Here is a 12,758-nt window from a genome sequence, read left to right on the forward strand (position 1 = left end):
TTATCCTTTAGTTTATTTTATAAAATAACTTTAGTCTATAAAACTAAACTTTTATAAATATTTTAATTTAAAGTATTGACAAAATTCATTTTTTATAGTATGATATTATCACTCTAAATTAAAGAGTGCTAAAATCAATATTTTTAAGGATGGACAAAAATGAATTTTCAACCTTTAGGAAAGCGTGTTCTAGTTAAACGCGTAGAAGAAACTAAAACAACAGCCTCAGGCATAATTATACCAGATAATGCTAAAGAAAAGCCTTTAATGGGTAAAGTAGTAGCAGTAAGTAAAGAAATCACTGATATTGCAAATGGTGATAAAATCGTGTTTGCTAAATACGGTGGAACAGAAATTAAACTTGATAATAATGAATATTTAGTTTTAAATTTAGATGATATCTTAGGAATTTTAAAATAATTTATAAAAAAGGATAAAAAATGGCAAAAGAAATTATTTTTTCAGATGAAGCAAGAAATAAACTTTATGAGGGCGTTAAAAAACTTAATGACGCGGTAAAAGTAACTATGGGGCCAAGAGGACGCAATGTTTTAATCCAAAAAAGCTTTGGTGCTCCAAGCATTACTAAAGATGGCGTAAGTGTTGCTAAAGAAGTAGAGCTTAAAGATAGTCTTGAAAATATGGGTGCTTCACTCGTAAGAGAAGTAGCGAGTAAAACAGCTGATCAAGCAGGCGATGGAACAACTACTGCAACGGTTTTAGCTCATGCAATTTTCAAAGAAGGTTTAAGAAATATCACAGCAGGTGCAAATCCTATCGAGGTAAAACGCGGTATGGATAAAGCTTGCGAAGCTATAGTAGCAGAACTTAAAAAACTTTCTCGCGAAGTAAAAGATAAAAAAGAAATTGCACAAGTTGCTACAATCTCAGCCAACTCTGATGAAAAAATCGGAAATTTAATCGCTGATGCTATGGAAAAAGTGGGCAAAGATGGTGTTATCACTGTTGAAGAGGCAAAATCAATCAATGATGAATTAAATGTAGTTGAAGGTATGCAATTTGACAGAGGTTATTTAAGCCCTTATTTTATCACTAATGCAGAAAAAATGACAGTAGAGCTTTCAAGCCCTTATATCCTGCTTTTTGATAAAAAAATTACAAATTTAAAAGATTTATTACCGGTTTTAGAACAAATTCAAAAAACAGGCAAACCACTTTTAATTATCGCTGAAGATATTGAAGGTGAAGCGCTTGCAACTTTGGTTGTAAATAAACTTCGCGGTGTTCTTAATATTTCAGCAGTGAAAGCTCCAGGTTTTGGCGATAGAAGAAAAGCTATGCTTGAAGATATAGCGATTTTAACAGGTGGAGAAGTGATTTCTGAAGAACTTGGAAGAACTCTTGAAAGTGCGACTATACAAGATCTTGGACAAGCTTCTAGTGTAATCATCGATAAAGACAATACAACCATAGTAAATGGTGCAGGCGAAAAAGCAAATATTGATGCGAGAGTCAATCAAATCAAAGCACAAATTGCTGAAACAACTTCAGATTATGACAGAGAAAAATTACAAGAAAGACTTGCAAAATTAAGTGGTGGTGTTGCAGTTATTAAAGTAGGTGCAGCAACTGAAACTGAAATGAAAGAGAAAAAAGATCGCGTTGACGATGCTTTAAGCGCTACTAAAGCAGCAGTTGAAGAAGGTATAGTAATTGGTGGTGGTGCAGCGCTTATCAAAGCAAAAGCTAAAATCAAACTTGATCTACAGGGTGATGAAGCAATTGGCGCAGCTATCGTTGAAAGAGCTTTAAGAGCACCTTTAAGACAAATTGCTGAAAATGCAGGATTTGATGCAGGTGTGGTTGTAAATAGCGTAGAAAATGCTAAAGATGAAAACACAGGATTTGATGCTGCAAAAGGTGAATATGTTAATATGCTTGAAAGTGGAATTATCGATCCTGTTAAAGTAGAAAGAGTAGCTTTACTCAATGCAGTTTCTGTAGCTAGTATGCTTTTAACCACAGAAGCAACAATTAGTGAAATTAAAGAAGATAAACCTACTATGCCAGATATGAGCGGTATGGGAGGAATGGGTGGCATGGGCGGAATGATGTAATATCTGCTCTAACCTCTTATCAGCAAGGATTTTCCTTGCTGATTACCAATTTAATTTAAAAACACTCCCTTGATTTTCTACAGATTCGCAAATAATCTTAATATCATTATCATCACAAACTTTTTTTACCAAAGAAAGCCCTATACCAAATCCTCCTTGATCGGTATTAAATCTTGTATATCTATCAAAAATATGATTTAAATTTGACTTTGAAATTCCACAACCTGTATCCGCAATACTTAAAAAATTGGCTTTTAAAATTATAGAAATTACTCCACCTTTTTTATTGTATTTAATAGCATTGCTTATAAGATTATCAATCAATTTAGAAATTTGACTTTTAGGAGCAAAAATATTTGCTTGATTTAAATCAAGCTTTAGTGTAATTTTTTTTTGCTCAAAAAATACTTTAAAATATTCCAATCTTTCTTCAAGTAGTATTCTTAAATCAAATTTTTGTTTTTCTGTTTCTAAGGTATTAGGGAAATTATAAAAAACAAGATCAGAGTACACTTGAGACAAACTTTTTGCAGCAAGCTTAATCCTTGTAAATTTAGTATTATCTCCTAAATTTTGATGCTCAAGTTGTTCTATACTCATCAAAATAACACTTAATGGGGTATTGAGTTCATGAGTTGAATCTTTAATAAAACGATTTAGTGTGCTGATTTTATCCTCCAAAGGCTTTAGAGCAATTTTTACTAAAATATAAGATATTAAACCCAATATGCAAAAAGCCATAATAGCAAAACTAAAAACTTTCGTTCTAATCCAAAAAAGATCTTTGCCAACATCTTCACCCTGTATTAAAATTTGCAAACCATCGTTAGTATTTACTTCTTCATTGCTAGCATGTCTTAAAAAATAATGATCTGCACTCATAGAAGCAAGGAAAAAAACCTTATTATCACAAATACCTCTACCTTTAAGCTCTATCTTTGCCTTTCTTAAATCAAAATCTATATTACTAAAAACAATCTTTTTAGCATCAAATATAGCAAATTTTAGTGCTGTGCTTTGAGCAATATTTTTTGCACTTATATCTATAGGGGTAAAACGAGAATTTAAGATGCTTATAACAATGTTTCTATGATTTTCTCTCAAAGTGGCACCCTTTAAAACAACTAATTCTTCATATAATTTTTGATACCATAATGCAAAAAAAATAGTTAAAAAAATACCTGTAGTTGTTAGGTAGATTAATAAAATTTGCCTAATGACTTTTTTAGCCATAGCAATATCCCCTGCCTCTTTGATTTATAATTTTTTCTTTTCCTAAAATTTTACGTAAATTTTTCACATAAGCCCTTAAACTTAGCTCACTAGGCTCCTCATCATAATCCCAGAGTTCTTCAAAAATTCTCTCTGTACTTAAAAAGTTGTTTTTATTTTTAAGTAATAAAGACAAAAGCTTAATTTCTTTACTCGGTAAAGTCAAGGCTTTATTATTATGGTAAAGAATTTGTGTAGTAAATTCAAATCTAAATCCATCTCCTAAATCTTCAAAATCTTCATTTTTATGTGAAAAAGCTCTTTTAAGCAAAGCTTTAACCCTGATAGATAACTCGGCAAGTTCAAAAGGTTTTTTTATATAATCATCACAACCTGCGTCAAAGCCTTGTTTTAAATCATTTGTTGTGTTTAAAGAAGTCATGAAAATTGCTGGAGTTTGCTTTCCGCTTTTTCTTAATTCTTTAAGTAATGAAAATCCATCTCCTAAAGGAACTTTTACATCTAAAATCCAAAGATCAAAATATCTTTCATAAGCCATATCTAAAGCTTCTTGCGCATTATCGCATAAAAATACTTCATATCCCTCATCGTTTAAAAACTCTTCAATGATCTCACTCAAGCTCAAATCATCTTCTAAAAGTAAAATTTTAGCAGCCATAATTTAAATCTTTCTAACTTCAAATCTCTTAAATATATATCATTGTATCAAAATTCTTATCAATTATTTAATAAAATTTCATTTTTATTTAATTTATTTTTATCTATAATCCTTTCATACAAATAAATTTTTCCTTAAGGAGTTAAAATGCTTCCAAAATGGGATAACAGCTATAGTGTGCACAATGCTAAAATTGATGAGCAGCATAAAAAGCTTTTTAAACTTGCTGCAAAAGTTGAAGTTGTATCAGATAGATCTGTAAGTAAAAATGAAGTCAAAGAACTTTTGGCTGAATTTTTTAATTATATGAAAGATCACTTTAATGATGAAGAAAAATACATGCAGCTAATAGGCTATCCAAATTTAGAAGAACATCGAAAAATACATAAAGAAATCATCCAAACCATGATTAATTTAATCAAAGATATCAAATCAACCAATGATCTTAAAGAAAAACTTTATATAGTGGCTAAAAAGTGGCTTTTAGAACACATACTATATGAAGACATGAAAGTTGAAAAATGGAGAAGTTCTTCTTTGTCTACAGATGATGGTGGCGATGTTAGCTTTGAAGCAGCAGAAGATGAAGATAATGAGCATCCACAATTTTATCTTTATACCTGTAATTGTCCTGGTAAAATTCACGATGTTCCTTATAGCATTCATCAAAAAATAGAATTACAAGGTCGTAAATTTACTTGTAAAACTTGTAAACAAGCTATAAAATTTTACAAAAAATATTCTTAAGGAGGATAAAATGAAACGCAATGTAAAAACTTATTCTTTTAGAATGCCTTTAGAGCTTAAGGAGCGTTTGGATAATTTAAGTAAAAATCTTTCTAAACCAAAATCAACCATAGTAAAAGAAGCCATAGAGGCTTATCTTAATGAAGTTGAAGATTTTTCTTTTGCTGTTAATGCCCTAGAAGAACTTAAAGATGGGGATTATCAAAAGGCAAGTAAAAAAATAGATAAAATTGTCAAAAATCTTAAACAAACAAAATAAAAAACTTTATCACAATTTTTTTGTGATAAAGACTTATTAATTTTTTATATTAAAATACATTTATGAATATTAAAAATGGAGTTAAAAAAGTGGCTCCGGATGTAGGATTCGAACCTACGACCAATCGGTTAACAGCCGACTACTCTACCGCTGAGCTAATCCGGAATATTTAAAAGTAAAATATGATTATAGTGAAATTAAAAAACTTTGTCAAGGGTTTTTTCACAAAAATGCATTTTTTATGTAAAAAAATTAATTTACTCCTTAACAATAACACTTTTTAAATTTCTAAAATAAAACAAATTTACCCCATCTTCATATAAATAATCAAGCTTCATTCCATGTGTTTCTAAAATAGTATTTACAATATAAAGCCCTAATCCAAAACTTGATTTTTGTTTTGATCCTTGAGTAAAAGCTTGAGTATAGTATTCTAAAGTATTGTTAAGCTCAGGACCACGATTTTTAAAACAAATATAATCATCTATAATATCAATTTGCACAAACCCATCTTCAGAATGTTTAATACCATTATCTATCATATTTTTAATCGCCGTAGTAAAAAGTTTAAAATCCACATTTACAAAAAAACTTTCTTCCATAAAAATACGTATATTGCTATCATCTCGCATTGCAATTTCTTTGGCTTCATCTAAAACATCTAAAATATTGTATTTTTTTCTATTTATAAAAGCAGCCCCTGAAGTAATTTGCTCAATAGCAGCAAATTCATTAATTAAAATTTCAAGTCTAGTAAAAACCCCATTTAAGCGCTCTTTATATTTATTATCTTCTATCATTTCTAAAGTTAAGAGCCCTTTAGTAATAGGAGTTTTGAGTTCATGCATAATATTTCTTAAAAAAAACTGACGAGATTGGTTTAACTTTCGAATTTGAACAATAGCTTGATAAAAAGCTTCACTTACTTGTGAAATTTCATCCACCCCAGTGCTTACATCTTCTATATCACCAAGCTTTCCTTGGGCAAATTTATCAATTTGTTTTTTAAGTCTTTTAAGTGGTTTTAATTTTTTAAATATATAAATATAAAGCAATACAAGAATACAAATCACAGCTACAGCTATAGCTTTGATAATAAAATACCTATAGGTTTGATAATCTTGATCCTTATAAAGATAAACCTTTCCATCATAAATAATATTTAAATACACCTGTCTATTATAAGAAATAATCTCGATTAAGCCATTGTTAACCTCAACCCTAGCTAAAACATCACCTCTAAAAAGAATTTTACGGATCTGCTTTGCTTCTGTTATCTCATCCATTTTATTATAATTTTTTGTCTGCTCTTCAAATTCTTTTTCACTGATAACTCCTGCAAAATTTAAGAGCCTTGCATTAGCTATCAAAGAATATTTTGTGTTTAATTCTCTAGTATAATTTTGCTGATCATATTCTATAAGCCACAAAAAGCCAAGTATAACACTAACCCCAGCAAAAATAAAAATAAAAGTTATAGTATAAAAAATCGAAGATTTATTCATTGAGTAAGCTTATAACCTATTCCACGTATAGAGTGAATATATTTTGGAGTTTTTGGATCATCTCCCATCTTTTGACGAATTCTACTGATAATAACATCTATACTTTTATTACTAGAATCCTCACTAATAGAAGAACAATTATAAACAAGCTCTTCACGACTTACCACTCCACCCTCTTTTTTAATCAAATAGCTTAAAATATCAAATTCAGCATTAGTTAAAGTAAGCTCTTGTCCTTTCATGGTAATAATATGCTTATATTGATCATAAACAAGATCTTTTACACTTTTTGCTATGGCGCTTTTTGTATTTGAAATACGTCTTAAATGACTTTTAATACGTGCTTGTAATTCTTTTGGATTATAAGGTTTTGGTAGGTAATCATCTGCTCCAAGCTCTAAAGCATTAACCTTATCTGTAATATCATGTCTTGCGCTTGAAACAATAATAGGCGTATCATACTTTTTACGAATCTCTTCACACACTTCAAGCCCATCAAGCCCTGGCAAAGAAAGGTCTAAAATGATAAGCTGATATTCTTTTAATGCAAGCTTAGAAAGACCTATATAAGGTTCATGAGCTATATCAACTTTCATATCAAATTTTTCCAAATATTCAGCTGTAATTTCTGCTAATTCTAAATCATCTTCTATCATAAGAATATTTGTCATAGTTTTCCTTTATTTTAAACTTAATTTTAATTTTAAACTAAAATTTATAACGAAAGGAAAATCCTTCCGTTATTTTTATTTAAGCACAAGCAAAGTCGCAAAACCATTGCGATATACCCAAACTTTGGTAAATTCTTTTTTATTAACTTGTTTTAAAGCTTGTTCTAAATCTTTTAAATTTTTAATTTCACTTTGTCCAACACCTATGATAATATCACCCTCTTGGAAACCAGAATTTTTTCCTTTGCTCTTTTCTTTAACACTATCAACCAAAACACCATTAACATCTTTTGGAATTTGCAAACGATCCTTAAGTCTTGGATCTAAATTTCTCAAACTCAAACCATCAATCAAATCGCTTTGTACGCCTTTAGGATTTTCTTTTTCGCCTTTAAGAATAAAACTTGCTTGCTTATTTTCTCCATCTCTTTCGTAACTTAATGAAATTTTTTGACCAATCTCTAAAGTTCCTATATAATTTTTAAGATCAATAGGACTTTTTATAACCTTATCATTAACTTTAGTAACTAAATCTCCACGCTTAAGCCCTGCTTCATCAGCACTTGAACCTTTTTGAACATCAGTGATTAAAGCTCCTTCTTGATTTTTGTAAGCTTTTTTAGTATCACCTTGCAAAGCTAAAATAGTCACACCTAAAAATCCTCTATCAATCTTGCCTTTTTCAATAAGTTTTTTAGCTATATCTTTAACCATATTTGAAGGTATGGCAAAACCTATGCCGTTATTTCCACCACCACGAGAAAGAATAGCTGAATTAATACCTACTAAATATCCGCGACTATCCACCAAAGCTCCACCTGAATTTCCTGGATTGATAGAAGCATCTGTTTGTATAAAATTTTCATATTGATTTAAACCTATATTGTCTTTATTTAAAGCAGATATTATCCCACTTGTAACACTAAAACCAACTCCAAAAGGATTTCCAAGTGCAAAAACAACATCTCCTTCCATTAAATCATCAGAATTTGTAAAAGTAATAGCTGAAAGATTATTAGCCTCTATTTTTATAACAGCCAAATCTGTTTTTGGATCTTTACCTATAAGTTTTGCTTTATATTCTATGTCGCTTCCTGGTAAATTCACTGTAATCGTATCAGCATCATCTACAACGTGATTATTTGTTACTATATAACCATCTTTTGAAATAATCACCCCTGATCCCAAAGAACTCACCACTTCTTTATCATTTTTTCCTTTTCTTTGAGAAAAATCAAAATCAAAAAATTGTTTAAAATAAGGATCATTAAAAAAATCATCCAAAGGGCTTGGACGATTTGCTCTTGTAATAGTTTTTGAGGTGGAAATATTAACCACTGATTTTTTTGCATCTTTAATAGAATCATGATAAGAAAGCACTGCATTTCCAGCAGCAGGATTCACACGATTAGCCGTTGCAGTCGATTCGTTAAAATTAATACTTGCAGCAAATAAAGCACTTGCTAAACTTAATGATAAAAAAATCTTTTTCATTTCATTTCCTTTTGTTCTTAAAGATAAATTATCTCGTAAAATATTTTACTGTCTTCATAGTATAAAACCGAAAATTTACAAAATTGTAAATAAAACCTTGAGTGATAAAAATTTATAAAACTTGATTGACTTAGGCTAAAGTTTATGTTATAATTTAATCCTCTATATAATCAAGTAAAAATTTTTAAGGAAATATAACATGAATAGTTTATACGAAACTCTTGGAGTTAGCAAAAACGCTAGTGCAGATGAAATAAAAAAAGCTTACCGTCGCCTAGCTAGAAAATATCATCCTGATATCAACAAAGAAAAAGGTGCTGAAGAAAAATTTAAAGAAATTAATGCTGCTTATGAAATTTTAAGTGACGAAAAAAAACGAGCTCAGTATGACCAATACGGCGATTCTATGTTTGGTGGACAAAGTTTTCATGATTTTTCAAGAAATACTGGTGGGGTAAATTTGGACGATATTTTAAAAGATCTCTTTGGAGGAGGCTTTGGTGGACGCTCAAGAGGGGGTTTTAACGGCTTTTCTTCAAAAGGCTTTAGCAGTGGTTTTGGAGGATTTGGAGGTTTTGAAGAAGAAATTTTAGACAGCAATCTAGAGCTTCACATTCCTTTCGAAAAAGCTGTTAAAGGCGGGGAACATAGTTTTAATTTTCAAGGCGAAACCATTAAATTTAAAATTCCACATGGTATAAAAGAAGGCGAGAAACTAAGAATTCGCTCTAAAGGAAAACAAAGCAGAAATGGAGCTAGAGGAGATTTAATCATTATTGTAAAAATAGAAGAAAGTCCTATTTACACAAGAGAAGATGATGATTTATATCAAAAGGTTGATATTTCTTTAAAAACTGCACTTTTTGGTGGAAAAATAAATATAAAAACACTCAAAGAAGGCAAGGAAGAAGCAATAATTAACATAACGCCTAATTCAAAAAATAACCAAAAAATTCGTTTAAAAGGCTATGGTGTGCAAAATAGAAAAAGTGATATTTATGGGGATATGTATTTGATTTTAAATGTTGTTTTGCCAAATTTAGATACCCTTGATGAAAAATTTATAGAACTCTTAAAAGAAAAATTACCTTAAAGAAAGGAATAAAATATGGAACAGCATTATGATGAACCTGTATATTTAATCAGTGTTGTGGCTAAAGTTTTAAGCATACATCCACAAACCTTAAGGCAATACGAAAGAGAAGGATTGATAGAGCCAAGTAGAACCGATGGCAAAATAAGACTTTATTCTCAAAGAGATATTGACCGTATTAAACTTATATTGCGTTTAACAAGAGACATGGGAATCAATCTTGCTGGAGTAGATGTTATCTTAAAATTGAAAAACCAACTTCACGAATTTGAAAATTTAATTGATGAACTACGCTTAGAATTAAGCAAACAACAAGATAAAGAAGCGGCTAGTAAAGCCGTTGTTAAGCATAAAAATAGCTTTGATTTGATTTTTTATGAGAAAAAATAAAAATAATGGATAATTTTTTAGAAATTTTTTTAATCACCGTTGCTATAGCTATAGTTTTAAATGTCATATTTAAAAAATTTGAAATTCCAACTATCATTGGATATATAGCTGCTGGAGAAATCATTTCTGAAATTTATCATTTAAGTGGCAAAGGCGAAATCACTCATATAGCCGAATTTGGTATAGTGTTTTTAATGTTTACCATAGGGCTTGAATTTTCTTTTAAGCATTTAATGGCAATGAAACAAGAAGTTTTTTTAAACGGCTCTTTGCAGATGCTTACTTGTGGCTTTGTTTTTATGCTACTTGCTATAGGAATTTTAGGACTTGGAGATAAAAGCGCTACCATAGTAGGCTTTGCACTAGCGCTTTCTTCAACCGCAGTGGTGCTTAAAATTTTAAATGATAATGGCGATATAAATGAGCAATATGGCAGAAAAGCATTGGGAATTTTGCTTTTTCAAGATATAGCCGTTATTCCTTTGCTTTTGCTTGTAGATATTTTTTCATCCAACAATCAAAACATAGAAAAACTCCTTTTTACCAGTTTAATTTCAGCACTTATTTTAATCACTTTATTATTTTTCATAGGTAAATATCTAGTGGATAGAATTTTTAGACTCATTATCCACACTTCTTCTCAGGAAATTTTTATTAGTACTGTTTTATTTATGGTTATTGGAGCAAGTTTTTTAGCAAATTATTTTGGATTTTCTTATTCTTTGGGTGCTTTTATAGCAGGTGCTTTGATAGCAGAAACAAAATATAAACACAAAATAGAAGCGGACTTGATCCCATTTAGAGATTTGCTTTTAGGGCTTTTTTTCATAACTGTAGGCATGCAAATTCAACTTGATGTAGTGGCGCAAAATTGGTTTTTAATCATAGTTTTAACCCTTCTTGTAATGGCTTTAAAATTTGGCATAGTTTTTGGCTTTTTATTTCTTTACACCAAAAAAAGAGTAGCGCTTAAAACAGCTTTTGCCATAGCGCAAATTGGCGAATTCGCCCTAGCAATTTTTTCTCTTTTACAAGCAAAAAATATGCTTGATATCAAAACTTCACAAATTTTAATTGTTGTTTCTATTTTAACCATGATTATCACGCCTTTTATTTTAAACAATATAAGAAAAATTACCAATGTTGTAGAAGATATAGCACTTAATACCAACGCTGTGCAAAATATTGACAGTAATATCAAGCTTAAAAATCATCTTGTTGTTTTTGGCTACGGACGCTTAGGACAAGAAGTTGTACAAAAAATCAAAAATACAGGCGTACCTTATCTTGTTTTAGAAAGTGATTTAAATTTAGTAGAACTTGGAGTTAGTCGGGGTGAAAATGTCGTTTTTGCCAATGCTGCTCAAGAAGAAACCTTAAAAATTGCCAATATAGAAGAATGTGCCGTAGCTATTATCACAGTTACAAATGAAGCTAAACTTGAAATTTTATGTCAAGTGCTAGCTAATTATCCAAAACCTATAGATACTATCATTCATGTAAATGGAACTTTGAAAAAGATGCTTTTTTCTAGCATAGATGAAAATATACGCATCATTCGCTCTGAAAAAGTAATCGCTAGAAATTTAGTTCAAGAAGCACTAGAATGCCGCATTCATAAAAATACCTAAGGAAGAATTTTGACAAAAAATGAAGAAAAAGCCTTACGCGTAAAATACCTAAGAAATCTTGAAAAATTTTTCAATGGCGCTATATCTGCACTTAAAAAAGAAGATTTTGATAAAACTAAATTTGAAGAAAGAATGCTAAAAAATGCTAAATTTTTTGAAAAAAATCCCGCGGTAAATCTTAACTCAACCTATGCAAAAAATCTTGAATTTTTTGTCAATGCTTGTTTAGATTTTTCCAAAGAAAAAAGCGAACTTTTAAATCTTGCCAATGCTTTAGATAAGCAAAAAAAACAAGGTGAGAAAAAAGAAAAACACAAAAATTATTTAAAGGATTATGAATGATTAATGTATTTTTTGATATGGATGGAACTTTAATCGATAGCGCAAATGCCATTTCTTGTGCAGTCAATGAAATAAGACAGGATTTAAACCTAGCCCCACTTTCAAGAGAAATCATTATGCAAACCATCAATACTCCTAATATTGACTGGGCAAAAGAACTTTATAATATAGAAAATTTCCATCATTCTAGTTTTAAAGAAGGCTACGAAAAATATTTTGTCAAACACTATGAACAAAGCGTGGTGCTTTTTGAAGGGGTGAAAGAACTGTTAGAATTTTTAAAAAGCAAAAATTGTTTTTTAGCTATTGCTACTAACGCCCCGCAAAGCTCACTTTCAAACATACTTAAAAAACACGATATCATTCCTTATTTTGATAAAATTTTAGGCGTAAGTTTAGGCATAGAACCCAAACCTCATCCTATGATGCTAGAGCTTTTAAAAAGCGAGGCTCCATATAAAACAAGCGTTTTTATAGGAGATAGTCAAAAAGATAAAGAATGTGCTAAAAATGCTAATTTGCCTTATTTTCATGCCAAATGGTATCAAAAAAATTTAAAAGAAAATGAATTTAGCAACGCTAGTGAACTTAAAGGCTTTTTGCAAAAGTATTTATAAGTTTTTTAATGAAATTTTAGTTAAAATTAGAAATAAATTT

14 protein-coding genes and 1 tRNA gene are annotated in these 12,758 nt (G+C 30.0%); 9 read left to right on the plus strand and 6 right to left on the minus strand.

Features of this window, described 5'->3' with window-relative positions; all coding sequences use genetic code 11:
- Window positions 1-159 precede the first annotated feature (159 nt).
- Together groES and groL are read left to right on the plus strand one after the other, a co-directional pair.
- Window positions 160-420 (plus strand): co-chaperone GroES, encoded by a 261-nt coding sequence (gene groES / locus FBF02_RS05970; RefSeq protein ID WP_021034234.1) that lies wholly within the window; start codon window positions 160-162, stop codon window positions 418-420.
- Window positions 421-440: 20 nt separating this feature from the next.
- Complete coding sequence (gene groL, locus FBF02_RS05975; protein WP_002858047.1) at window positions 441-2,078, plus strand: chaperonin GroEL; 1,638 nt, start codon at window positions 441-443, stop codon at window positions 2,076-2,078.
- Window positions 2,079-2,120: 42 nt separating this feature from the next.
- Here the strand turns inward: groL and dccS are convergent, their stop codons facing one another.
- Window positions 2,121-3,311 carry a two-component system sensor histidine kinase DccS gene (gene dccS, locus FBF02_RS05980; RefSeq protein WP_002853219.1) on the minus strand — a complete coding sequence of 397 codons (1,191 nt, stop codon included), beginning with the start codon at window positions 3,309-3,311 and terminating at the stop codon, window positions 2,121-2,123.
- The gene (dccR, locus tag FBF02_RS05985) at window positions 3,304-3,969 is read right to left on the minus strand and encodes a two-component system response regulator DccR (protein WP_002853205.1); all 666 of its coding nucleotides are present in this window, start codon (window positions 3,967-3,969) and stop codon (window positions 3,304-3,306) included. The genes dccS and dccR overlap by 8 nt, the downstream gene beginning before the upstream one ends.
- Window positions 3,970-4,116: 147 nt before the next feature.
- Here dccR and FBF02_RS05990 point away from each other — a divergent pair, with 147 nt between their 5' ends.
- Both FBF02_RS05990 and FBF02_RS05995 read left to right on the plus strand, forming a co-directional pair.
- Complete coding sequence (locus FBF02_RS05990) at window positions 4,117-4,716, plus strand: bacteriohemerythrin (RefSeq protein WP_002853178.1); 600 nt, start codon at window positions 4,117-4,119, stop codon at window positions 4,714-4,716.
- Between the two features lie 10 nt (window positions 4,717-4,726).
- On the plus strand, window positions 4,727-4,975 hold the full coding sequence (locus tag FBF02_RS05995) for a ribbon-helix-helix domain-containing protein (protein ID WP_002853192.1): 249 nt from the start codon (window positions 4,727-4,729) through the stop codon (window positions 4,973-4,975).
- 90 nt (window positions 4,976-5,065) lie between these two features.
- Here FBF02_RS05995 and FBF02_RS06000 read toward each other — a convergent pair.
- The 4 genes from FBF02_RS06000 to htrA all read right to left on the minus strand — a co-directional run bounded on the left by FBF02_RS06000 (window position 5,066) and on the right by htrA (window position 8,645).
- Window positions 5,066-5,140 (minus strand) — tRNA-Asn (locus FBF02_RS06000).
- Window positions 5,141-5,232: 92 nt separating this feature from the next.
- Window positions 5,233-6,480: an ArsS family sensor histidine kinase gene (locus FBF02_RS06005; RefSeq protein ID WP_002853241.1), complete on the minus strand. Its 1,248-nt coding sequence runs from the start codon at window positions 6,478-6,480 to the stop codon at window positions 5,233-5,235.
- A complete protein-coding gene (locus FBF02_RS06010) occupies window positions 6,477-7,151 on the minus strand; it encodes a response regulator transcription factor (RefSeq protein ID WP_002853196.1) in 675 nt (224 codons plus the stop codon). The genes FBF02_RS06005 and FBF02_RS06010 overlap by 4 nt, the downstream gene beginning before the upstream one ends.
- 75 nt (window positions 7,152-7,226) lie before the next feature.
- Window positions 7,227-8,645 carry a serine protease HtrA gene (gene htrA, locus FBF02_RS06015; RefSeq protein WP_002853235.1) on the minus strand — a complete coding sequence of 473 codons (1,419 nt, stop codon included), beginning with the start codon at window positions 8,643-8,645 and terminating at the stop codon, window positions 7,227-7,229.
- 199 nt (window positions 8,646-8,844) lie between these two features.
- On the opposite strand from htrA, the gene FBF02_RS06020 reads away from it, so the two are divergent.
- The 5 genes from FBF02_RS06020 to FBF02_RS06040 are packed head-to-tail and all read left to right on the plus strand — an operon-like array spanning window position 8,845 to window position 12,718.
- The gene (locus tag FBF02_RS06020) at window positions 8,845-9,738 is read left to right on the plus strand and encodes a DnaJ family protein (RefSeq protein WP_002853234.1); all 894 of its coding nucleotides are present in this window, start codon (window positions 8,845-8,847) and stop codon (window positions 9,736-9,738) included.
- A 15-nt stretch (window positions 9,739-9,753) separates the two neighbouring features.
- Window positions 9,754-10,128, plus strand: coding sequence for a heat shock transcriptional regulator HspR (hspR, locus tag FBF02_RS06025; protein ID WP_002853230.1), 375 nt, complete (start codon window positions 9,754-9,756; stop codon window positions 10,126-10,128).
- A 5-nt stretch (window positions 10,129-10,133) separates the two neighbouring features.
- The gene (locus tag FBF02_RS06030) at window positions 10,134-11,759 is read left to right on the plus strand and encodes a cation:proton antiporter (RefSeq protein ID WP_002853239.1); all 1,626 of its coding nucleotides are present in this window, start codon (window positions 10,134-10,136) and stop codon (window positions 11,757-11,759) included.
- A 9-nt stretch (window positions 11,760-11,768) separates the two neighbouring features.
- Window positions 11,769-12,101 carry a hypothetical protein gene (locus tag FBF02_RS06035; protein WP_002853180.1) on the plus strand — a complete coding sequence of 111 codons (333 nt, stop codon included), beginning with the start codon at window positions 11,769-11,771 and terminating at the stop codon, window positions 12,099-12,101.
- A complete protein-coding gene (locus FBF02_RS06040; RefSeq protein WP_002853160.1) occupies window positions 12,098-12,718 on the plus strand; it encodes an HAD family hydrolase in 621 nt (206 codons plus the stop codon). Before FBF02_RS06035 ends, FBF02_RS06040 begins: the two co-directional genes overlap by 4 nt.
- Window positions 12,719-12,758: the final 40 nt, after the last annotated feature.

Source organism: Campylobacter sp. CFSAN093226 (assembly GCF_012897595.1).
Classification (GTDB): Bacteria; Campylobacterota; Campylobacteria; order Campylobacterales; family Campylobacteraceae; genus Campylobacter_D; species Campylobacter_D jejuni.